Genomic DNA, 22421 nt, shown 5'->3' with positions numbered 1-22421 from the left:
ACAGCGAGCAGAGTCCCGCGCCGGCCTCAGTACGCGCTGTCGACGTTGTCCATCGAGCCGTACTTGTCGGCCGCGTAGTTGCAGGCGGCGGTGATGTTGGCTACCGGGTCGTAGATGTCCCAGGAGGTGCCGGGGACGTGCCAGTGCTTGAAGGTCGGCGGGATGACCTGCAGCAGGCCCTTCGACGGGATGCCGTTGATGGCGTTGATGTCCCAGTTGTTGATCGCCTTCGGGTTACCCGAGGACTCACGGATGATGTTGCGCTTGATGCCGTCGTAGGAGCCCGGGATCCCGTGCTTCTTCATGACGTCGAGCGACTCGCGGATCCAGCCGTCGAGGTTGTTCGGGTAGGTCTTCTTGGCGGCCTTCTTGGCCTCGGCGCGCTTGGCGGCGCGGCTCGCGGCTTCCTTCGCCTCGCGCGCGGCCTCGGCCTTCTTCTTCGCCGCCTCGGCGGCGGCCTTCTTCTTGGCGGCGGCCGCGGCGTCGGCCTTCTTCTTCGCCGCGATCTGCTCGGCCTTCAGGCTGGCGCCGGCCATCTGGTCCGTGACGCTCGCCTTGACGTCCTTGATCTGCTGGTTGCTGTACGCCACCGCAGCCGGCTGAGCGGCCTCGGTCGTGGTCTTGGTCGAGGCGCCGCTCGGCACCGCGGAGAACCCGATGGCGGCGGCGCCGAGGGTGGCGACACCCGCCATGGCGATCTTGTGGTGACGGGTCAGGCTACGACTCTGAACACGGCTGAAGATGTTCTTGGGCATGCTGCTGTGGACCTCTTCGAATAGCGCGGGAGTCGCTCGGCGTCCGGCGTTGGACTCGGTGTGTTTCCGACACAAACGCCGCGGAGGTGAACCCACGGCGCTGAGCGACGTCAGCAATTCTTAGCGGCCGCAAAATGGCGTGGCAAAGGTGTGACGTACGAAGGAAGATAGTGGATCAGGGAGGGGCAAATCGGGGCAGACTAGACGATCCGCGCCGCTCAAAAGGTGGAGCTTTGTCTCCTATGCACTTTCGTACGTGACGTGCGCCCTATGCGCGGGCTCACACCGGGCGGCATGCGTTCTCACCGCCAGTTGCACAAGCGATGCTGTCTGTGAGGGGTTCTCACGGCAGTACGAGGTGCACGTCCCCGAACTCGTGCCACTGGTACCGGTGCTGGAGCGCGGCCGTGTACGCCCGCCCGACCGCCACCCGCCCCGCGACCGCCTCCAGCATCAGCAGATGCGAGGCCTCCGGCTCGTGCAGCCCGGTCAGCAGCCCGTCCACCACCCGCACGCCCCGCTCCGGCGTGACGACGAGATCCGTCCACCCGGCACGCGCGCGTACGGCCCCGTCGGCGCCCACCGCCGACTCCACGGCCCGCACCGCCGTCGTCCCGACCGCCACGACCCGGCCCCCACCGGCCTTCGCCGCGTTGATCAGCCACGCGGACGCCCCGGGCACCACGAAACGCTCCGCACAGGGCGGCTCGTGCGCTTCGGCCGAGGCCACCCCCGTGTGCAGCGTGACCGGCGCGAACTGCACCCCACGGCTCACCAGCTCCGTCACCAGGCGCGCCGTGAAGGGCCGCGCAGCGCTCGGCATCTCCGCACTGCCGGCCCCGTCCGCCGACGGCAGCGCGAACACCGTCTGGTAGACGGACAGCGGCTGGTCCCGCTCCGTATAGGCGTAGCGAATGGGCCGCCCGTACTCCCGCAGCAGCCCCGGCACCTCCGGCCCGGACACCCGCGCCCACCACAGCCGCTCGCTCCGCCCGCTCAGCGGCTCCTCCAGAACCAGCCGCCCGCCTCCTGGCAGGCACACTTCCGACCCCGGGGGCCCGCCTGTACGCGCGCGCGTGGTGCCCCTCCCGTCGGGCTCCCGCAGCTCCACCGCCCAGCGACCGTCGTCTCCGCGGGTGGAGAAGTGCACCACCACGCGCGCGTGCCCGCTCCACCCGTCCACGGCCGCCGCCAGCGTGGCCGAGGTGTTGACCACGAGCAGATCACCGGCCCGCAGCAGCAGCGGCAGCTCCGTGAACGTGTGGTGCGCCACCTCGGCACCCCGCGACACCAGCATCCGCACGGCATCCCGCTCCAGTCCCGGCCCCCGTTGCTCGACGGGAACCCGGGCCGACAGCTCCGCCGGCACGCGCACGGCCGAAGTCACCGGGCCTCGCCCAGCAGAGCCGGAGCCCCGTACCGCCCGCTCGCCGGACGCCCGTCCAGCAGCCGCAGGAACCCCGGCACCACGGACGCAGGCTCCGGCCGCGGCTCCCGGTCGTCCGGAACGGCCGCCGCGTACAGGTCCGTGGCCATGTCCCCGGGATCCACCGCCCAGACCCGCAGCCCCGGCTCCTCCACGGCGAGCACGGCCACCAGATGGTCCAGGGCCGCCTTGGACGCTCCGTAGCCGCCCCAGGTCTCGTACGCCTCGGCGGCCGCGTCCGAGCTGACGGCGACGACCGTGCCCTCCCGCGAAGCCCGCAGCAGCGGCAGCGCCTCCTGGACCAGGCCGAGCCCCGCCACCAGGTTCACGTCCAGCGCCCGGCGCAGCCCCTCCAGGGACAGCTCCTCCAGCCTGACCAGCGGCTCGGCGCCCAGCGCGCTCGCGTTGTGCACCAGCAGGTCGACGCCGCCCAGCCGCCGGGCCGCCGACACCAGCTCCGCCCGGTGTGCGGCGTCCGTGACGTCCCCGAGCAGGGCGGACACTCGCGTCCCGTGCGCGGAGACGACCTCGGCCGTGTCCGCCAGCGCCTGCGCGCCCCTGGCGTCGAGCACCAGGTCCCAGCCCCGCCCGGCCAGGGCCTCCGCCAGCGCCCGGCCCAGGCCCTTCGACGCCCCCGTGATGATCGCAACCGGCATGATCCGCTCCCTCGTCGTGACCGCGTGCCCACACCGTAGGAACGGAGCCACCCCGGCCGCCTCGGACGCGGGCCGCGGTCCGCCGGGTCCTTTCGCCCTAGGCCACGGGCCCGGCGTCCGCGGTCCTGCACCGGCTTCCGCGGCGCTGCCCCTGGCGTCCGTGGTTCTGCGCCGGCTTCCGCGGTGCTGCCCCTGGCGTCCGTGGTTCTGCGCCGGCTTCCGCGGCGCTGTGCCCTGGCGTCCCGTGGTTCTGCGTCGGCTTCCGCGGTGCTGTGCCCTGGCGTCCGTGGTTCTGCGCCGGCTTCCGCGGCGCTGTGCCCTGGCGTCCGCGGTCCTGTGCCCTGGCGTCCGCGGTCCTGTGCCCTGGCGTCCGCGGTCCTGCCCCCTGGCGTTCTGCGGTCCTGCGCCCTGGCGTCCCCGGTCCTGCACCGCGGCATCCGGCCGCCTCGGCCCTGCGACCTAGGCCCACCGGACCGGGCGCCCGCCGCCACCGGTCCGATCCGGGCTGTCACAGCCCACCGGTACCGTGAGGACATGAGTCACGGCCCCCGGTCCGGCCTCGCCGCGGTGAGTTCCGCGTTGCTGGCCATGAGCAGGCATCTCGAGGTGCGCGACGTCCTCAAGACGATCGTCGCCTCGGCCCGCGAGCTGCTCGACGCGCAGTACGCCGCGCTCGGCGTCCCGGACGACCACGGAGGCTTCGCCCAGTTCGTCGTCGACGGCGTCAGCGAGGAGCAGTGGAAGGCCATCGGCCCCCTCCCGCGCCAGCACGGCATCCTCGCCGCGATGCTGCGCGAGGCCAGGGCCGAACGCCTCGCGGACGTCCGCAAGGACCCCCGCTTCGAGGGCTGGCCGAAGGCCCACCCGGACCTGGTCGACTTCCTGGGCCTGCCGATCCGCGACGGCGACGAGGTCATCGGAGCGCTGTTCCTGGCCAACAAGAACTGTGAGCGGCCCGAAGGCGGCTGCGGCTTCACCGAGGACGACGAAGAGCTGCTCGGCATCCTCGCCCAGCATGCCGCGATCGCCCTCACCAACGCCCGCCTCTACGAGCGCAGCCGTGAACTGACCATCGCCGAGGAGCGCTCCCGCCTCGCCCACGAACTGCACGACGCGGTCAGCCAGAAGCTGTTCTCCCTGCGCCTGACCGCCCAGGCCGCGGCCCGCCTGGTGGACCGCGACCCCTCCCGCGCCAAGGGCGAACTCCAGCAGGTCGCGGCCCTGGCCGCCGAGGCCGCCGACGAACTGCGCGCCGCGGTCGTCGAGTTGCGGCCGGCCGCCCTTGACGAGGACGGCCTCGTGGCGACCCTCCGGACACAGATACAGGTTCTCGACCGGGCCCACAGCGCCCGCGTCACCTTCGCCGGCCACGGCGTGAAGGCTCTGCCCGCATCCCAGGAGGAGGCCCTCCTGCGCGTCGCACAGGAAGCCCTGCACAACGCCCTGCGCCACTCCGGCGCCGACCACGTCGACGTGACCCTGGACCGCCGCGGCGGCGGAGCCGTCCTGCGGATCACGGACGACGGCAGCGGCTTCGACCCGCAGGCGGTGCGCCGCGCGGGACGCCACCTCGGCCTGGTCTCCATGCGGGACCGGGCGAGCGGCGCCGGCGGCTCGCTGACCGTGGAATCGGTGCCCGGCAAGGGCACCGTCATCGAGATGGAGGTCCCCGGTGGCTGACGCGATCAAGGTGCTGCTCGTCGACGACCATCAGGTCGTCCGCCGGGGCCTGCGCACCTTCCTCGAAGTGCAGGACGACATCGAGGTCGTCGGCGAGGCGGCGGACGGCTCCGAAGGAGTCGACCGCGCCGAGGAGCTGAAGCCCGACGTCATCCTCATGGACGTCAAGATGCCGGGCATGGACGGCGTCGACGCCCTGCGCAGACTCCGCGAGCTGGCCAACACCGCGCGCGTGCTGATCGTCACCAGCTTCACCGAGCAGCGCACGGTGGTTCCGGCCCTGCGCGCCGGCGCCGCCGGATACGTCTACAAGGACGTCGACCCCGACGCCCTGGCCGGGGCCATCCGCTCGGTGCACGCCGGGCACATCCTCCTCCAGCCGGAGGTCGCCGGCGCCCTGTTGGCGCAGGAGGAGAGCAACGCCGGGACGGGAAGGGCCGGTTCGCTCACCGAGCGGGAACGCGAGGTACTCGGGCTGATAGCGGACGGCCGTTCCAACCGGGAGATCGCCCGCGCGCTCGTCCTCTCCGAGAAGACCGTCAAGACCCACGTCTCGAACATCCTGATGAAACTCGACCTGGCCGACCGGACGCAGGCCGCGTTGTGGGCCGTTCGCCATGGCGTGACGGGCTGACAGGCTTCACCCACGGCAACACGGAAGGTTGCGTTCCGAACCGAGATTCATACTGTCGTGGGAACGTCCCTCATATGGCGCAACCTCCATGGTTCTCCGCCGTTCTCCAGTGCGTGCTGCGGCGCCTGCCGCGGCAATCGCAAGGAGGGCTCAGAAGTGAAGAACCTGAAGAAGGCAGCGGCCGTGACGATGGTGACGGGTGGCCTGCTGGCAGCCGGCGCGGGCATGGCCTCCGCCACCAGCGCGCACGCCGACGGCCAGGCCGTGGGCTCCCCGGGCGTCGGCTCGGGCAACGTCGTCCAGGCCCCGGTGCACGTCCCGGTCAACGTGTCCGGCAACAGCGTGAACGTCGTGGGCATCCTGAACCCGGCCTTCGGCAACCTCGCCGTCAACCACTGACACCCCACCTCCGTCTCCGAGCCGGAGGTGCCCCGGCCTCCCGGTCCTGCCCGGGAGGCCGGTCTGGCATGTGTGCCGTGCGGTGGCGTGCGATCCAGCCCGTCCGGCGCTTGAGAACGAGGCCGCTCAGGCCGACGGGGACCTAGGAGCGAACCCCCCAGGTACCTCGTACCAACGCCGACCACCGGGAACCGACAGTCACCGCACCCCCCGCTCCCGCTCCTCCACAACGGAGTTGTACGCCGCGACCTGCGCCCGCCGAGCCGTCCGCTCAACCGGCCGCAACGCCTCCCGCCGCGCGGCAATCTCCGACGAACTCACCGCGCCCCCGTGCCCACTCTCCGTCGCCACGGCGATCAGCGTCCCCACCCGCTGCGCCAGCTCCAGCACCCGCACAGCCCGCGGCGGATACCCCGGCGCCAGCACCTCCCGCCCCCGCTCGGCCCGCGCCCGGTACGCATCGACCGCCGCCTCCGCCACCGGCCCGGACCCCGCCACATCCAGCCGTGACAGCACCTCCGTGGCCTCCCGCAGGGCCTCCGCCAGCTCCCGCTCCGCCTCGCCCAGCGACGGCACATCCGCCGGCGGCGCCTCCCGCACCGGCAGCACATGCCACACCACCTCGACCTGCACGCCCTCGGGCCCGGCCTCGTACACGTCCGGCACCAGCCCGTAGGCGGCGCCGTGACAGACCACCGCCTCCTCGGCCTCCAGCGCACGCGCGTTGAACTCCGGCGGGCCGCTCAGCCCCAGCGGATGCCCCGGCGCGGGCAGAGCCACCCGCAACCCGGTCACCCCGAGCGTCCGCAGCCGCCCGAGCGCGAGCGTCAGTCCGACCTGCCCCGACTCACCCGCCAGCCCCTCCACTCGGTGCACCGCGTCCGCGCCGACGACGGCCAGCACGGCGTCGTCGGGCGAGACAAGCCCGGCCAATAGGGCATTTCCCCAAGCTGCGAGACGTCCAGCACGTGGTTCCGAGAGCATGCCTCCACCCTAGGACCCTCCAAGGACCGGACCGAGGGAATGCCCCGGCCGACCGGTGGCGTAGATTTCATGGAGGGCTGCGCCCACAGGCGCGGCGGACCGAGCCACAGGCTTACGCGACAGCCGAGACCGGCCACACTGCAAGGGGAGACAACGCGCTCATGAGCGATGTTCTGGAGCTTCAGGACGTATCCGTGGTCCGTGAGGGCCGGGCTCTGGTGGACCAGGTCTCCTGGTCGGTCAAGGAGGGCGAGCGCTGGGTCATCCTCGGCCCGAACGGCGCCGGCAAGACCACCCTCCTCAACCTCGCTTCCACCTACCTCTTCCCCAGCTCGGGCACCACCGCCATCCTCGGCGAGACCCTCGGCCGGCCCGGCACCGACGTCTTCGAGCTGCGCCCCCGCATCGGAATGGCCGGCATCGCCATGACCGAGAAGCTCCCCAAGCGCCAGACGGTCCTGGAGACGGTCCTGACCGCCGCGTACGGCATGACCGCCACCTGGCACGAGGACTACGAGGACATCGACGAGCAGCGCGCCCGCGCCTTCCTCGACCGCCTCGGCATGAGCGAGTACCTGGACCGCAGGTTCGGCACGCTCTCCGAAGGCGAGCGCAAGCGCACCCTGATCGCCCGCGCCCTGATGACCGACCCCGAGCTCCTCCTCCTCGACGAGCCCGCCGCCGGCCTCGACCTCGGCGGCCGCGAGGACCTCGTCCGCCGCCTCGGCCGCCTCGCCCTCGACCCGATCGCCCCCTCGATGCTCATGGTCACCCACCACGTCGAGGAGATCCCCCCGGGCTTCACCCACGTCCTCATGATCCGCCAGGGCAAGGTCCTCGCCGCCGGCCCGCTGGAGCTGGAGCTGACCTCCCGCAACCTCTCCCTCTGCTTCGGCCTCCCGCTCGTCGTCGAACAGTCGGGCGAGCGCTGGACCGCGCAGGGCCTCCCGCTCTCCTGATCCTGACCGCCGCCTCCCAAATCCCAGGGTGAGAACGGGATTTCACACCACGGGCGCCCTGTCGGCGACAGGGTCCTCGGACCTACCATGACCATGTGGAAATCGACGCATGGCTGTGGTGGCTGATCGGCGCGGCAGCGCTCGGCATCGCGCTCGTGGTCACCGCGATGCCCGAACTCGGCATGCTGGCGGTGGGCGCCATCGCCGCGGCGGTGGTCACCGGCGTCTTCGGCGGCGGAGCCGTCGCCCAGGTCGTGGTCTTCGCCGTCATCTCGGCCGCGGGCATCGCCGTCGTCCGGCCCATCGCGAACCGGCACCGTGCTCAACGACCCCAATTCGCCTCCGGCGTGGAGGCGTTGAAGGGCAGACGAGCCGTCGTCCTGGAACGCGTCGACGCCTCCGGAGGCCGGATCAAGCTGGCCGGAGAGGTCTGGTCGGCCCGCGCCCTCGACACCGACCGCGTTTACGAATCAGGCGAGGAAGTGGATGTCGTGGACATCGAGGGAGCCACGGCGATCGTCATGTGACCTCGCAGGACGTAACTGGAGTGAACTCCTCGCCAGGTACGCGACGGTCTGTCAGACTCGACCAGCAAGATCTTCGACAACCATAAGATCTGCCGAAGGCGCCGAAGCGGAGAAGGGACACGGGGAACGACGATGGAACCGGTCATCATCGTCCTGATCATTCTGGTGGTGTTGGTCTTCATCGCCCTGATCAAGACGATCCAAGTCATCCCACAGGCCAGCGCGGCCATCGTCGAGCGCTTCGGGCGCTACACGCGGACACTCAACGCGGGCCTCAACATCGTCGTCCCGTTCATCGACACCATCCGCAACCGCATCGACCTGCGTGAACAGGTCGTCCCCTTCCCGCCGCAGCCAGTGATCACCCAGGACAACCTGGTCGTCAACATCGACACCGTCATCTACTACCAGGTGACCGACGCGCGGGCCGCCACCTACGAAGTCGCCAGCTACATCCAGGCGATCGAGCAGCTCACCGTCACCACCCTCCGCAACATCATCGGCGGCATGGACCTGGAGCGGACCCTCACCTCCCGCGAGGAGATCAACGCGGCCCTGCGCGGCGTCCTCGACGAGGCCACCGGCAAGTGGGGCATCCGCGTCAACCGCGTCGAGCTCAAGGCGATCGAACCGCCCACCTCCATCCAGGACTCGATGGAGAAGCAGATGCGCGCCGACCGCGACAAGCGCGCCGCCATCCTCCAGGCCGAAGGTGTCCGGCAGTCGGAGATCCTGCGCGCCGAAGGTGAGAAGCAGTCCCAGATCCTGCGCGCCGAAGGTGAGGCCAAAGCCGCCGCCCTGCGCGCCGAGGGCGAGGCCCAGGCCGTCCGCACGGTCTTCGAGGCCATCCACGCCGGCGACCCGGACCAGAAGCTCCTCTCCTACCAGTACCTCCAGATGCTCCCCAAGATCGCCGAAGGCGACGCCAACAAGCTCTGGATCGTCCCCAGCGAGATCGGCGACGCCCTCAAGGGTCTGTCCGGCGCCATGGGCAACTTCGGCGGCCTCGGCGGCGGTTCCGGCGGCAACTCAGGCGCGCCCCAAGCCGGCGTCCCCGCCCAGGAGCGCCGCGAGAAGCCGCCCATCGACTGACCCGGCACACACGGAGGGCCCGCTTCCCCGGGGAAGCGGGCCCTCCGTGTGACAGCTCTAGGCCGCGGGCTGTGCCAGCCACTCCGGCAGCGCGTCGAAGTCGTCCTGCCCCAGCGCCAGCAGCATCGCGTCCGCCGGAGTCGGCTCGAACGGCTGCCGCAGCAGCGGCATCCCCGCCTCCTCCGGAGTCCGGTTCGCCTTACGGTGATTGTCCTGCGCGCACGAGGCCACCGTGTTCAGCCACGTGTCCTGACCCCCCTGCGACCGTGGCACCACGTGGTCCACGGTCGTCGCCCGCCTCCCGCAGTACGCGCACCGGTTCCGGTCCCTGATCAGCACACCCCGCCTCGACCACGGCGCTCGTCTTCGGAACGGCACCCGTACGTACTGGCAGAGCCTGATCACGCGGGGCGCCGGTATGTCGACCGCGGCTCCCCGCATCCGCAGTTCGGGGTGGGCCTGCTCGACGACGGCCTTGTCCTGAAGCACCAGAACGACGGCTCGGTTCAACGTCACCGTCGACAGCGGCTCGAAGCTCGCGTTCAGTACCAGCGTGTCCCGCATACCAGCCCACCTCCCGTGTGCACCGGCCCACCCCCTGGCGGGCTGGGATCAACTCTGGCCGGGCACGCCGAGATGGACAACGCAATATCTGCTGCTCCTACGGGAGGTGACCCCCGCGACCCCCGGCAACAAAAATGCCCGCTCCTGATCAATTCCAAGACCAGGAGCGGGCAAACGTTCCGTGAACGCCGGGATCGCAGACGGCTTCCTCAGCCCTCGGCGGGCACCTCGTACTCACCGATCAGCTGGGCCCGCCCGATCGTGTGGAACCTGAGGTTGAAGCCGACGACGGCAGGCGACGCGTCCGCGTCCGGACCGAGATTCGCCTCATCCACGGCGTACACCGTGAACACATACCGGTGCGGCCCGTCCCCGGGCGGCGGCGCGGCCCCGCCGAACTCCTTGCCGCCGTAGTCGTTACGAGCGTGGATCGCGCCCTCCGGCAGACCCTCGAACTTGCCGCTGCCCGCACCGGCCGGCAGCTCGGTCACCGACGCCGGGATGTCGAACAGCACCCAGTGCCAGAACCCGCTGCCCGTCGGAGCGTCGGGGTCGTAGCAGGTCACGGCAAAGCTCTTGGTCTCGGGCGGGAAGCCCTCCCACCGCAGCTGCGGCGAGGTGTTGCCCGCCGCCTGGACCTGAGCGTCCTTGAGCGTCGCACCTTCCTCGATGTCCGCGCTCGTCACCGTGAACGACGCAACGGGCGGATGGAAGTCGTGGGGGAGCGGCCGCCGCTTGAGCTCGGTCACCTCGGTACCTCCTGATCGTTTCTTGCAGTCGCCCCCGAGCCTAGAACCAGTTGCGCTTGCTGCCGACCTCGGACAGCCACTGGTTGAGATAGGCGGTCCAGTCGGTCCCCTGGTAGTCGTTCAGACCCACCTGGAACGACCGGAAGGTGTCGCTGCCCTCGCTGAACAGCCCCGGCTTCTTGTCCATCTCCAGCACCACGTCCATCGTGTGCTGGTCGGCCACGAAGCTCAGCTCGATCTGGTTCAGCCCCCGGTACTGCTGCGGCGGGTAGAACTCGATCTCCTGGTAGAACGGCAGCTTCTGCCGCGTACCCCGGATGACACCGCGCTCCATGTCCGCGTTCTTGAACCGGAAGCCCAGCTGGACGAACGCGTCGAGGATCGCCTTCTGCGCCGGCAGCGGGTGCACGTTGACCGGGTCCAGGTCACCGGAGTCCGCCGCACGCGCGATCTCCAGCTCGGTGGACACCCCGATGTTCATCCCGCGGAGCGCCTGCCCGTCGATCATCGTGATCGGCGTCTCCCACGGGATCTCGAGACCGAACTGCACCGCGTGCACGGCGTTCGCCTGCAGCTCGAACGCCCCGCCCAGCCGCGACTTCGTGAACTCGATGTCCTGCTTGTACTCCTGGTCGCCGCTCTCCACCTCGACCTTGGCCTGCAGCCCGACCGAGAGCCCCTCGATCTGCTGGTTGACGGACCCGCCCTGGATTCGCACCTCACCCTGGACGACACCGCCCGGGACGACGTTGACCTCGTGCAGCACCGTCTCGACCGAAGCCCCGCCGGCCCCCAGGCTCGCGAGCAGCTTCTTGAACGCCATGTCTCTCCCTCTCGCCCACTACGGGTGGATCCTTGATCCTTACAAACGCGATCCGGCCGTGGCCGGTTCCATGCCCCACCCTTACAAGGCCGGTGCCCGACGGCCACCCCGCGACACCACGCGTCTCCAGTACCCTCGGACGGCATGATCGCGACCCCCGACCGTACGCCCCTGTCCAGGGAGTTCTTCGACCGGCCCGTCCTCGATGTCGCCCCCGACCTCCTGGGCCGCATCCTGGTACGCAGCACCCCGGACGGTCCGATCGCCCTCCGCATCACCGAGGTCGAGGCCTACGACGGTGCCGACGACCCCGGCTCCCACGCCTATCGCGGCCGTACGGCCCGCAACGACGTGATGTTCGGTCCGCCCGGTCACGTGTACGTCTACTTCACCTACGGCATGTGGTTCTGCATGAACCTGGTCTGCGGCCCCGAGGGAAAGGCGAGCGCGGTCCTGCTCCGGGCCGGCGAGATCATCGAGGGCGCCGAACTGGCCCGGACCCGTCGACTCTCGGCCCGCAACGACAAGGAACTGGCCAAAGGCCCGGCCCGCCTGGCCACGGCCCTCAACGTGGACCGCTCCCTCGACGGCACGGACGCGTGCACCTCTCAGGACACCCCGCTCCGCATGCTGACGGGCACTTCCGTGCCCTCCGACCAGGTACTCAACGGCCCCCGCACCGGCGTGGGCGGCGACGGAGCCGTGCACCCCTGGCGCTTCTGGGTCGCCAACGACCCGACGGTGAGCCCCTATCGAGCCCATGCCCCGAGGCGCCGCCGAAGTTGACGCGCCCTGCCCGGATGCGTAATGTAGTCCGAGCCGCTGAACCGGGTAAGGCAATCGCCTACAGCCGGAAGCGGCCAAACCACTACCTAGCGACTCCCCTCAGCAGGGGCGAATTCGGCGTGCCCGCATGCCTGAATTCGGCGCCGACAGACTCGATTATGAGTTGGACGGAGAATCGGCTAACGTAGTGAATGTCGAAAGGCCGACAGGCGAAAGCCCAGGCCGAACGGCAAATCCCGCCGACAGGGAATCGGATCGAAAAGGATCTGATAGAGTCGGAAACGCAAGACCGAAGGGAAGCGCCCGGAGGAAAGCCCGAGAGGGTGAGTACAAAGGAAGCGACCGTTCCTTGAGAACTCAACAGCGTGCCAAAAGTCAACGCCAGATATGTTGATACCCCGTCTCCGGCCATAACGGCTGGGGCGAGGTTCCTTTGAAGAAAACACAGCGAGGACGCTGTGAACGGTCGGGCCTATTCCGCCTGACTGTTCCGCTCTCGTGGTGTTCATCCCGATTACGGGAAAACATTCACGGAGAGTTTGATCCTGGCTCAGGACGAACGCTGGCGGCGTGCTTAACACATGCAAGTCGAACGATGAACCACTTCGGTGGGGATTAGTGGCGAACGGGTGAGTAACACGTGGGCAATCTGCCCTTCACTCTGGGACAAGCCCTGGAAACGGGGTCTAATACCGGATAACACTTCCATCCTCCTGGGTGGAGGTTAAAAGCTCCGGCGGTGAAGGATGAGCCCGCGGCCTATCAGCTTGTTGGTGAGGTAATGGCTCACCAAGGCGACGACGGGTAGCCGGCCTGAGAGGGCGACCGGCCACACTGGGACTGAGACACGGCCCAGACTCCTACGGGAGGCAGCAGTGGGGAATATTGCACAATGGGCGAAAGCCTGATGCAGCGACGCCGCGTGAGGGATGACGGCCTTCGGGTTGTAAACCTCTTTCAGCAGGGAAGAAGCGAAAGTGACGGTACCTGCAGAAGAAGCGCCGGCTAACTACGTGCCAGCAGCCGCGGTAATACGTAGGGCGCGAGCGTTGTCCGGAATTATTGGGCGTAAAGAGCTCGTAGGCGGCTTGTCACGTCGGGTGTGAAAGCCCGGGGCTTAACCCCGGGTCTGCATTCGATACGGGCTAGCTAGAGTGTGGTAGGGGAGATCGGAATTCCTGGTGTAGCGGTGAAATGCGCAGATATCAGGAGGAACACCGGTGGCGAAGGCGGATCTCTGGGCCATTACTGACGCTGAGGAGCGAAAGCGTGGGGAGCGAACAGGATTAGATACCCTGGTAGTCCACGCCGTAAACGGTGGGAACTAGGTGTTGGCGACATTCCACGTCGTCGGTGCCGCAGCTAACGCATTAAGTTCCCCGCCTGGGGAGTACGGCCGCAAGGCTAAAACTCAAAGGAATTGACGGGGGCCCGCACAAGCAGCGGAGCATGTGGCTTAATTCGACGCAACGCGAAGAACCTTACCAAGGCTTGACATACACCGGAAACGTCTGGAGACAGGCGCCCCCTTGTGGTCGGTGTACAGGTGGTGCATGGCTGTCGTCAGCTCGTGTCGTGAGATGTTGGGTTAAGTCCCGCAACGAGCGCAACCCTTGTTCTGTGTTGCCAGCATGCCCTTCGGGGTGATGGGGACTCACAGGAGACCGCCGGGGTCAACTCGGAGGAAGGTGGGGACGACGTCAAGTCATCATGCCCCTTATGTCTTGGGCTGCACACGTGCTACAATGGCCGGTACAATGAGCTGCGATACCGCGAGGTGGAGCGAATCTCAAAAAGCCGGTCTCAGTTCGGATTGGGGTCTGCAACTCGACCCCATGAAGTCGGAGTTGCTAGTAATCGCAGATCAGCATTGCTGCGGTGAATACGTTCCCGGGCCTTGTACACACCGCCCGTCACGTCACGAAAGTCGGTAACACCCGAAGCCGGTGGCCCAACCCCTTGTGGGAGGGAGCTGTCGAAGGTGGGACTGGCGATTGGGACGAAGTCGTAACAAGGTAGCCGTACCGGAAGGTGCGGCTGGATCACCTCCTTTCTAAGGAGCACTTCTTACCGATCCCTTCGGGGTGAGGTCAGAGGCCAGTACATCGGCGAATGTCTGATGCTGGTTGCTCATGGGTGGAACGTTGACTATTCGGTCAGGACCTCGGGTCGGAGGCTGCTAGTACTGCTCGCAAGAGCGTGGAACGCACGATCTCCGGACGGGACTTGGCCGGGCACGCTGTTGGGTGTCTGAGGGAATGAACTTCCTCAGTCGCCAGCCCCAGTGAACTCGCCTGTGAGGGCGGGGTGATGGGTGGCTGGTCGTTGTTTGAGAACTGCACAGTGGACGCGAGCATCTGTGGCCAAGTTTTTAAGGGCGCACGGTGGATGCCTTGGCACCAGGAACCGATGAAGGACGTGGGAGGCCACGATAGTCCCCGGGGAGTCGTCAACCAGGCTTTGATCCGGGGGTTTCCGAATGGGGAAACCCGGCAGTCGTCATGGGCTGTCACCCGCTGCTGAACACATAGGCAGTGTGGAGGGAACGCGGGGAAGTGAAACATCTCAGTACCCGCAGGAAGAGAAAACAACCGTGATTCCGGGAGTAGTGGCGAGCGAAACCGGATGAGGCTAAACCGTATACGTGTGAGACCCGGCAGGGGTTGCGTATGCGGGGTTGTGGGATCTCTCTTCTGTTGTCTGCCGGCAACAGGACGAGTCAGAAACCGTTGATGTAGGCGAAGGACATGCGAAAGGTCCGGCGTAGAGGGTAAGACCCCCGTAGTCGAAACATCAGCGGCTCGTTTGAGAGACACCCAAGTAGCACGGGGCCCGAGAAATCCCGTGTGAATCTGGCGGGACCACCCGCTAAGCCTAAATATTCCCTGGTGACCGATAGCGGATAGTACCGTGAGGGAATGGTGAAAAGTACCGCGGGAGCGGAGTGAAATAGTACCTGAAACCGTGTGCCTACAAGCCGTGGGAGCGTCGGAACAAGGCTTGCCTTGTTCTCGTGACTGCGTGCCTTTTGAAGAATGAGCCTGCGAGTTTGCGGTGTGTTGCGAGGTTAACCCGTGTGGGGAAGCCGTAGCGAAAGCGAGTCCGAATAGGGCGTTTCAGTAGCACGCTCAAGACCCGAAGCGGAGTGATCTAGCCATGGGCAGGTTGAAGCGGAGGTAAGACTTCGTGGAGGACCGAACCCACCAGGGTTGAAAACCTGGGGGATGACCTGTGGTTAGGGGTGAAAGGCCAATCAAACTCCGTGATAGCTGGTTCTCCCCGAAATGCATTTAGGTGCAGCGTCGTGTGTTTCTTGCCGGAGGTAGAGCACTGGATAGGCGATGGGCCCTACCGGGTTACTGACCTTAGCCAAACTCCGAATGCCGGTAAGTGAGAGCGCGGCAGTGAGACTGTGGGGGATAAGCTCCATGGTCGAGAGGGAAACAGCCCAGAGCATCGACTAAGGCCCCTAAGCGTACGCTAAGTGGGAAAGGATGTGGAGTCGCAGAGACAACCAGGAGGTTGGCTTAGAAGCAGCCACCCTTGAAAGAGTGCGTAATAGCTCACTGGTCTAGTGATTCCGCGCCGACAATGTAGCGGGGCTCAAGCGTACCGCCGAAGTCGTGTCATTCACACAATAGGGCCAACGCCTGTGTGGATGGGTAGGGGAGCGTCGTGTGCCGGGTGAAGCAGCACCGGAAGGTAGTTGTGGACGGTTCACGAGTGAGAATGCAGGCATGAGTAGCGATACACACGTGAGAAACGTGTGCGCCGATTGACTAAGGGTTCCTGGGTCAAGCTGATCTGCCCAGGGTAAGTCGGGACCTAAGGCGAGGCCGACAGGCGTAGTCGATGGATAACCGGTTGATATTCCGGTACCCGCTGTGAAGCGTCAAACATCGAGCATCGTGATGCTAAGGCCGTGAAGCCGTTCCGGACCCTTCGGGGAAAGGAAAGTGGTGGAGCCGCTGAACCAAGCGGTTAGTAGGTGAGTGATGGGGTGACGCAGGAAGGTAGTCCATCCCGGGCGGTGGTTGTCCCGGGGTAAGGGTGTAGGCCGTGATCCAGGTAAATCCGGATCACATGAGGCTGAGACCTGATGCCGAGCCGATTGTGGTGAAGTGGATGATCCTATGCTGTCGAGAAAAGCCTCTAGCGAGTTTCATGGCGGCCCGTACCCTAAACCGACTCAGGTGGTCAGGTAGAGAATACCGAGGCGTTCGGGTGAACTATGGTTAAGGAACTCGGCAAAATGCCCCCGTAACTTCGGGAGAAGGGGGGCCACGTCTGGTGATCCGTTTTACACGGTGAGCTGGGGGTGGCCGCAGAGACCAGCGAGAAGCGACTGTTTACTAAAAACACAGGTCCGTGCGAAGCCGTAAGGCGATGTATACGGACTGACGCCTGCCCGGTGCTGGAACGTTAAGGGGACCGGTTAGCTCAGATTCGTCTGGGCGAAGCTGAGAACTTAAGCGCCAGTAAACGGCGGTGGTAACTATAACCATCCTAAGGTAGCGAAATTCCTTGTCGGGTAAGTTCCGACCTGCACGAATGGCGTAACGACTTCTCGACTGTCTCAACCATAGGCCCGGTGAAATTGCACTACGAGTAAAGATGCTCGTTTCGCGCAGCAGGACGGAAAGACCCCGGGACCTTTACTACAGTTTGATATTGGTGTTCGGTTCGGCTTGTGTAGGATAGCTGGGAGACTGTGAACTCTGGACGCCAGTTCAGGGGGAGTCGTCGTTGAAATACCAGTCTGGTCGTGCTGGATGTCTAACCTGGGTCCGTGATCCGGATCAGGGACAGTGTCTGATGGGTAGTTTAACTGGGGCGGTTGCCTCCTAAAGAGTAACGGAGGCGCCCAAAGGTTCCCTCAGCCTGGTTGGCAATCAGGTGTTGAGTGTAAGTGCACAAGGGAGCTTGACTGTGAGACCGACGGGTCGAGCAGGGACGAAAGTCGGGACTAGTGATCCGGCGGTGGCTTGTGGAAGCGCCGTCGCTCAACGGATAAAAGGTACCCCGGGGATAACAGGCTGATCTTCCCCAAGAGTCCATATCGACGGGATGGTTTGGCACCTCGATGTCGGCTCGTCGCATCCTGGGGCTGGAGTCGGTCCCAAGGGTTGGGCTGTTCGCCCATTAAAGCGGTACGCGAGCTGGGTTTAGAACGTCGTGAGACAGTTCGGTCCCTATCCGCTGTGCGCGTAGGAATATTGAGAAGGGCTGTCCCTAGTACGAGAGGACCGGGACGGACGAACCTCTGGTGTGCCAGTTGTCCTGCCAAGGGCATGGCTGGTTGGCTACGTTCGGGAGGGATAACCGCTGAAAGCATCTAAGCGGGAAGCCTGCTTCGAGATGAGTATTCCCACCTCCTTGAGAGGGTAAGGCTCCCAGTAGACGACTGGGTTGATAGGCCGGATATGGAAGCACGGTAACGTGTGGAGTTGACCGGTACTAATAGGCCGAGGGCTTGTCCTCAGTTGCTCGCGTCCACTGTGTTAGTTCTGAGACAACGAACAGTTGTCGGCTTTGAGCAGAACAGACAATAGAAGAGTGTGCTTGTTCGCTCGAAACCATTAGGGTTTCGGTGGTTATAGCGTAGGGGAAACGCCCGGTTACATTCCGAACCCGGAAGCTAAGCCTTACAGCGCCGATGGTACTGCAGGGGGGACCCTGTGGGAGAGTAGGACGCCGCCGAACAATCTTTGGAAAGGACCCTTGGTCCCAGCGTTCAGCTGGGACCAAGGGTCCTTTTTGTTTTTGCAGTGCGCGCTGGGCACCCGGCTGCGCGAGAATGACTTGCGGTACCGAAGACAGGAGTCACCATGTCCACCAACTCTCCCGACGACCGACCGGAGCGCGACCAGCAGCGACGGGAGGGGGACCGGAGCGACCGGAACGACCGCGGCGGTCAGCGCGGGGGCCGTGGCGGAGACCGTGGAGGCTTCCGCCGCGACAGCGACCGAGGCGGCAACGACCGTGGCGGGTTCCGTCGGGACGACCGTGGTGACCGTCCCGATCGTGGGGACCGTGGAGGCTTCCGGCGTGACGACAACCGTGGTGGCGGGGTTGGCCGGCGTGACGACAACCGTGGTGGCGGGGTTGGCCGGCGTGACGACCGCGATCGCGGACCGCGCAGGGACGACCGCGACCGTGGCGGGTTCCGTCGGGACGACCGTGGTGACCGCCCCGCCTTCCGGCGCGACGACCGGGACGACCGTGGTGAGCGCCGCGACGACCGGGACCGCGGCGGGTTCCGGCGTGACGACAACCGTGGCGGTGGGTACGGCCGGCGTGACGACCGTGACCGTGGACCGCGCAGGGACGACCGCGACCGTGGCGGGTTCCGTCGGGACGACCGTGGTGACCGCCCCGCCTTCCGGCGCGACGACAGGCGTGATGACCGACGGGACGACAGGCGTGATGACCGTCGGGACGACAGGCGTGATGACCGACGCGACGACCGGCGTGGCGAGCGGCGCGAGGGCGACCGTGGTGGGTTCCCCCGTCGCGACGATCGGGACCGTGGCGGTTTCCGTCGCGACGACAACCGGGACCGTGGCTTCCGCGACGACAACCGGGACCGTGGCTTCCGCGGTGACGACCGGGACCGTGGGTTCCGTGGTGGCGATCGAGACCGCCCCAGGGACGGTGACCGCGGCTTCCGGCGTGACGACCGCGGTGGTTTCCGTGGCCGTGACGAGCGCCGGGACGAGCGTCGCGGGGACGACCGCGGGGAGCGTGGCGGCTTCCGGCGCGACGACGCCGGCCGAGGAGGACGCCCCGGATTCCGACGCGAGGACGGCCCCCGCAGCGACCGCGGCGAGGTCCGCCGTGATGACCGTCGTGACGACCGCCGTGGGGACGACCGCGGTGGCTTCCGCGGCCGTGACGACCGCGGCGGGCGCGGGCCCCGTCGGGACGACCGTGGCGACCGTCCGGCCTTTCGGCGTGACGGTGACCGGCGGGACGGTGACCGGGGCGGCTTCCGCGGCCGGGACGACCGGCGTGGCCCCGGCCGGTTCCGTGAGGACCGGGAGCGCGACAGGGAGCCCATCAAGCGGCTGCCGATCCCCGAGGACGTCACCGGCGACGAGATCGACAAGGACGTGCGGCAGGAGCTGCAGAGCCTGCCCAAGACGCTCGCGGAGGATGTCGCCAGGAACCTGGTGATGGTCGCGCGGCTCCTCGACGAGGACCCCGAGGGTGCGTACGGCTACTCCAGGGTGGCGCTGCGGCTGGCCTCGCGTGTCGCCGCCGTGCGGGAGGCCGCCGGGTTCGCCGCCTACGCCAACCAGAAGTACGGCGAGGCGCTGGCCGAGTTCCGGGCCGCCAAGCGGATGACCGGGAACATCGACCTGTGGCCCGTCATGGCCGACTGCGAGCGAGGGCTCGGGCGGCCGGAGAAGGCGCTGGACATGGCCGGGGCGCCCGAGGTGCACAAGCTCGACAAGGCGGGGCAGGTCGAGATGCGGCTCGTCGCTGCTGGCGCGCGGCGGGACCTGGGGCAGCTGGACGCGGCCATCGTGACGCTGCAGAGCCCGGAGCTGGCCGCGAACTCCGTGCAGCCGTGGACCGCGCGACTGCGGTACGCCTACGCCGACGCACTGCTCGCCGCCGGGCGGGAGAGCGAGGCGCGGGAGTGGTTCGCGAAGGCCGTCGAGGCCGACCGCGACGGCAGCACCGACGCCTCGGACCGGCTTGCCGAGCTGGACGGCGTGGAATTCGTCGACGCCATGGCCGAGGACGCGGACGACGAGGTCCAGGCTCCGGCTTCGTCCGAGGCGAGCAAGGACGAAGACGAGGACAAGGACGAGGACACGGACGACGACCAGGACGACAAGGACTGACGTCCGTCGAAGGAGGGGCGGGATCCCGGCCGTGAGGCCCGGGGCCCCGCCCCTTCGTCATGTCGTCTCCGGCTTCGCGCCCCGTCAGAGGTCCAGCGCCCGCAGCACCAGGCCCGTCGCCGGTTTCGGGCCGAACGACGTCGACTTGCGGGGCATCGTCACGCCCTGGCGGGCCAGTTCGCGGACGACCTCCTCGCGGACCGGGTGCATCAGAACGGCCGTTCCGCCGTCGCGTTCCGCCTTCTCCACCGTGGCCGCCGTGTCGTGGATGTAGGCGACGTGGGCGGGGGAGTCCTCGGAGATGCGCCACACGTGCTCCAGGAGCGTGGCGTGCAGGACCGTCGCGTCCAGGGTGCGCCAGGCCTCGGGGCGGTCGGCGGGGATCGTGCGGGTCAGCAGGTCGGGGTCCGGATGGTCGACGAGGTGGAAGGCGCCGTCGCCGGCCAGCAGGAACGCGTTGCCGGTGCAGGCCGCGTCGGCCAGCGTGTCCAGGGCCTCGGGCAGCGGGACTTCGAGGCGGCGTACGCGGAAGTGGCCCTCCAGGGCGGCCACGGCGTCGCCGACCGGCAGGTCGTGCAGGAGACGGTGGATGGCGCGCACCCGGAGGGGATAGCGGGCCGTGTCGACGAGGAGGACCAAGCCGTGGTCCCAAGGGCTGGGCGAGGGGTGCTCGGCGCGGAGGCGGCGGTAGGTCGCCCAGCGGTGGTGGCCGTCGGCGATGAGGGCCTGGTGTCGGCCGAGGCCGGTCTGGATCGCGGTCAGGTCCTCGGGAGAGGTGACCGACCACAGGCGGTGGTGGAAGCCGTCCTCCGTGGTGGTGGCGAGGAGCGGAGACTGTTCGACGGTGCGCTCGATCAGGTCGGCCGTGGCGGCCGTCGCGTCGTCCCCCCGGTAGGTGAGCAGGAGGGGTTCGAGGTTGGCCGAGGTGGCGCGCATGAGGGCGGCGCGGTCGGCGACGATGTGCGGCATGACGTCCTCGTGCGGCAGCACCACCTGCTCGGCGGGGTCGGACACGCGCAGGGCGCCGATGATGCCGCGCTGCAGCATGCCGTCGCCGTCGCGCTGCTCGTAGACGTAGAGCCCCGGTTCCGGGTCGGTGGTCAGGACGCCCTCGGACAGCCAGCGGCGCAGGGTGTCGGCGGCCTGTTCGTTGCGGGCGCTGGGCGTGGCGGCCTGGGGGAGGATCAGCCGGACGATGTTGTGCGGGTCGGCCGCCTCGAGGTGGTGCAGGCCGTCGGGGCGTACCACGACGTCGTACGGCGGAGATGTGACGGCGGCAAGGCTGCCGACCCGGTCGGGGTCGTAACGAAGGCCTCGGAACGGGGTGAGTTCCAGGCCTCGGTGCGCCGTTGCCTCCGAGTGACCTGCTGTATTCATCCCGGCATCGTACGGGTGTCAGTGGCATGGGGGATGATCGGGGGAAAGCCGTCGAACGAGGAGCGATGCGGGATGAGCCGGAGCGTCAGGACGAGGCCCGAGGGCAGTGGGCAGGCCCTGAGCGAGGCGTACGACACGGCGCTGCTCGATCTGGACGGTGTCGTGTACGCGGGTGGGAGCGCGATCGCGCACGCCGTCGAGTCGCTGGCCCGGGCCCGGGAGGGTGGTATGCGGCTCGCGTACGTCACGAACAACGCGCTGCGGACGCCGGACACCGTGGCCGGGCATCTGACGGAGCTGGGGATACCGACGGGCGCGGAGGACGTCATCACCTCGGCGCAGGCGGTAGCGCGGCTGATCAGTGAGCAGGTGCCGCAGGGCGCCCGGGTGCTGGTGATCGGTGGTGAGGGGTTGCGGGTCGCGCTGCGCGAGCGCGGGCTGGTGCCCGTGGAGTCGGCGGACGACGATCCGGCTGCGGTGGTGCAGGGGTTCGGCGGGCCCGATCTGCCGTGGGGCCGGTTCGCCGAGGCGTCCTACGCGGTCGCCCGGGGTGTGCCGTGGTTCGCGTCCAACACCGACCTGACCATTCCGAGCGGGCGGGGGATCGCGCCGGGCAACGGCGCCGCGGTCGAGGTCGTCCGGATCGCCACGGGTGCCGAGCCGCAGGTGGCGGGCAAGCCGCTGCCGCCGATGCACCGGGAGACGATCCTGCGGACCGGCGCGCAGCGGCCGCTGGTGGTGGGGGACCGGCTGGACACGGACATCGAGGGTGCGTTCAACGGGGACGTGGACTCGCTGCTGGTCCTGACCGGAGTCACCGACGGCGCGCAGCTCCTGGCCGCGCCTGTGCAGCACCGGCCGACGTATGTGGACGCAGATCTGCGCGGGATGCTCGGCCCACAGCCGGAGGTCGCCGAAGCGGGCGAGGGCGGGTTCCGGTGCGGTGGCTGGACGGCGACGGCCGGTGCGGACCGGCTGGAGCTCGACGGGGAGGGTGAGGCTCTGGACGGGCTGCGCGCGTTGTGTGCCGCGGCGTGGACGGCGGCCGGTGAGGGTGGCTGCGAGCTGGACGGGGGGAAGGCGCTGGCGCGGCTTGGCATCTGAGCGTCTGTCAGCGCCCGGGCCGGGTGCCCCGGGCGGGGCGGGGCATCCGAATC

General features: G+C 67.8%; 18 protein-coding genes and 3 rRNA genes. 13 read left to right on the top strand and 8 right to left on the bottom strand.

The genetic code is table 11. The features are described 5' to 3' along the window. Window positions 1-26: 26 nt before the first annotated feature. The 3 genes from A4E84_RS09105 to A4E84_RS09095 all read right to left on the bottom strand — a co-directional run bounded on the left by A4E84_RS09105 (window position 27) and on the right by A4E84_RS09095 (window position 2837). A complete protein-coding gene (locus A4E84_RS09105; protein ID WP_062926050.1) occupies window positions 27-755 on the bottom strand; it encodes a transglycosylase SLT domain-containing protein in 729 nt (242 codons plus the stop codon). A 343-nt stretch (window positions 756-1098) separates the two neighbouring features. Continuing rightward, window positions 1099-2142 carry an S-adenosylmethionine:tRNA ribosyltransferase-isomerase gene (locus tag A4E84_RS09100; protein ID WP_062926049.1) on the bottom strand — a complete coding sequence of 348 codons (1044 nt, stop codon included), beginning with the start codon at window positions 2140-2142 and terminating at the stop codon, window positions 1099-1101. Next, a complete protein-coding gene (locus tag A4E84_RS09095; RefSeq protein ID WP_062926048.1) occupies window positions 2139-2837 on the bottom strand; it encodes an SDR family NAD(P)-dependent oxidoreductase in 699 nt (232 codons plus the stop codon). Before A4E84_RS09095 ends, A4E84_RS09100 begins: the two co-directional genes overlap by 4 nt. A 534-nt stretch (window positions 2838-3371) precedes the next feature. Here A4E84_RS09095 and A4E84_RS09090 point away from each other — a divergent pair. The 3 genes from A4E84_RS09090 (at window position 3372) to A4E84_RS09080 (ending at window position 5550) form a co-directional block, all read left to right on the top strand. Beyond that, on the top strand, window positions 3372-4517 hold the full coding sequence (locus A4E84_RS09090) for a GAF domain-containing sensor histidine kinase (protein WP_062926047.1): 1146 nt from the start codon (window positions 3372-3374) through the stop codon (window positions 4515-4517). Further along, window positions 4510-5151, top strand: coding sequence for a response regulator (locus A4E84_RS09085; protein ID WP_062926046.1), 642 nt, complete (start codon window positions 4510-4512; stop codon window positions 5149-5151). The genes A4E84_RS09090 and A4E84_RS09085 overlap by 8 nt, the downstream gene beginning before the upstream one ends. A 156-nt stretch (window positions 5152-5307) precedes the next feature. Next, window positions 5308-5550, top strand: a complete 243-nt coding sequence (locus A4E84_RS09080; RefSeq protein ID WP_030852293.1) for a chaplin — start codon at window positions 5308-5310, stop codon at window positions 5548-5550. A 198-nt stretch (window positions 5551-5748) separates the two neighbouring features. On the opposite strand, the gene A4E84_RS09075 is transcribed toward A4E84_RS09080, so the two are convergent. Next, a complete protein-coding gene (locus A4E84_RS09075; RefSeq protein WP_079128916.1) occupies window positions 5749-6534 on the bottom strand; it encodes a hypothetical protein in 786 nt (261 codons plus the stop codon). A gap of 161 nt (window positions 6535-6695) precedes the next feature. On the opposite strand from A4E84_RS09075, the gene A4E84_RS09070 reads away from it, so the two are divergent. The 3 genes from A4E84_RS09070 to A4E84_RS09060 all read left to right on the top strand — a co-directional run bounded on the left by A4E84_RS09070 (window position 6696) and on the right by A4E84_RS09060 (window position 9112). Next, the gene (locus A4E84_RS09070) at window positions 6696-7493 is read left to right on the top strand and encodes an ABC transporter ATP-binding protein (RefSeq protein ID WP_033310988.1); all 798 of its coding nucleotides are present in this window, start codon (window positions 6696-6698) and stop codon (window positions 7491-7493) included. A gap of 95 nt (window positions 7494-7588) precedes the next feature. After that, complete coding sequence (locus A4E84_RS09065) at window positions 7589-8020, top strand: NfeD family protein (RefSeq protein ID WP_062926044.1); 432 nt, start codon at window positions 7589-7591, stop codon at window positions 8018-8020. Between the two features lie 132 nt (window positions 8021-8152). Next, window positions 8153-9112 (top strand): SPFH domain-containing protein, encoded by a 960-nt coding sequence (locus A4E84_RS09060; RefSeq protein WP_062926043.1) that lies wholly within the window; start codon window positions 8153-8155, stop codon window positions 9110-9112. Window positions 9113-9169: 57 nt separating this feature from the next. On the opposite strand, the gene A4E84_RS09055 is transcribed toward A4E84_RS09060, so the two are convergent. The 3 genes from A4E84_RS09055 to A4E84_RS09045 form a co-directional block, all read right to left on the bottom strand. Continuing rightward, complete coding sequence (locus tag A4E84_RS09055; RefSeq protein WP_033310994.1) at window positions 9170-9676, bottom strand: HNH endonuclease; 507 nt, start codon at window positions 9674-9676, stop codon at window positions 9170-9172. A 209-nt stretch (window positions 9677-9885) separates the two neighbouring features. Then, entirely contained in the window at window positions 9886-10425 is a 540-nt protein-coding gene (locus A4E84_RS09050; RefSeq protein ID WP_062926042.1) for a YbhB/YbcL family Raf kinase inhibitor-like protein, read from the bottom strand. 40 nt (window positions 10426-10465) lie between these two features. Further along, complete coding sequence (locus A4E84_RS09045; protein WP_062926041.1) at window positions 10466-11248, bottom strand: sporulation protein; 783 nt, start codon at window positions 11246-11248, stop codon at window positions 10466-10468. A 144-nt stretch (window positions 11249-11392) separates the two neighbouring features. Between A4E84_RS09045 and A4E84_RS09040 the strand changes: the two genes are divergently transcribed. The 6 genes from A4E84_RS09040 (at window position 11393) to A4E84_RS43905 (ending at window position 19887) form a co-directional block, all read left to right on the top strand. Next, on the top strand, window positions 11393-12034 hold the full coding sequence (locus A4E84_RS09040; RefSeq protein ID WP_062926040.1) for a DNA-3-methyladenine glycosylase: 642 nt from the start codon (window positions 11393-11395) through the stop codon (window positions 12032-12034). 527 nt (window positions 12035-12561) lie between these two features. Beyond that, window positions 12562-14087: ribosomal RNA gene (locus A4E84_RS09030) — 16S ribosomal RNA — on the top strand. A 308-nt stretch (window positions 14088-14395) separates the two neighbouring features. Continuing rightward, window positions 14396-17515: ribosomal RNA gene (locus tag A4E84_RS09025) — 23S ribosomal RNA — on the top strand. 105 nt (window positions 17516-17620) lie between these two features. Next, a 5S ribosomal RNA gene (gene rrf, locus A4E84_RS09020) occupies window positions 17621-17737 on the top strand. Together the 16S, 23S and 5S rRNA genes form the textbook arrangement of a ribosomal RNA operon. Before the next feature lie 225 nt (window positions 17738-17962). Next, window positions 17963-19210 carry a hypothetical protein gene (locus tag A4E84_RS43910; RefSeq protein WP_062926038.1) on the top strand — a complete coding sequence of 416 codons (1248 nt, stop codon included), beginning with the start codon at window positions 17963-17965 and terminating at the stop codon, window positions 19208-19210. Further along, window positions 19102-19887 carry a tetratricopeptide repeat protein gene (locus tag A4E84_RS43905; protein ID WP_213084233.1) on the top strand — a complete coding sequence of 262 codons (786 nt, stop codon included), beginning with the start codon at window positions 19102-19104 and terminating at the stop codon, window positions 19885-19887. The genes A4E84_RS43910 and A4E84_RS43905 overlap by 109 nt, the downstream gene beginning before the upstream one ends. Window positions 19888-19971: 84 nt before the next feature. Here A4E84_RS43905 and A4E84_RS09005 read toward each other — a convergent pair whose 3' ends face one another. Further along, window positions 19972-21264, bottom strand: a complete 1293-nt coding sequence (locus tag A4E84_RS09005) for a DUF1015 domain-containing protein (RefSeq protein ID WP_062926037.1) — start codon at window positions 21262-21264, stop codon at window positions 19972-19974. A gap of 72 nt (window positions 21265-21336) precedes the next feature. Here A4E84_RS09005 and A4E84_RS09000 point away from each other — a divergent pair, with 72 nt between their 5' ends. After that, a complete protein-coding gene (locus tag A4E84_RS09000; protein WP_062926036.1) occupies window positions 21337-22368 on the top strand; it encodes an HAD hydrolase-like protein in 1032 nt (343 codons plus the stop codon). Window positions 22369-22421: the final 53 nt, after the last annotated feature.

It is taken from the genome of Streptomyces qaidamensis (assembly GCF_001611795.1).
Lineage (GTDB): Bacteria > Actinomycetota > Actinomycetes > Streptomycetales > Streptomycetaceae > Streptomyces > Streptomyces qaidamensis.
The sequence above is the reverse complement of the archived record's forward strand: the minus strand, read 5'-3'. Positions and strand labels throughout refer to the sequence as shown.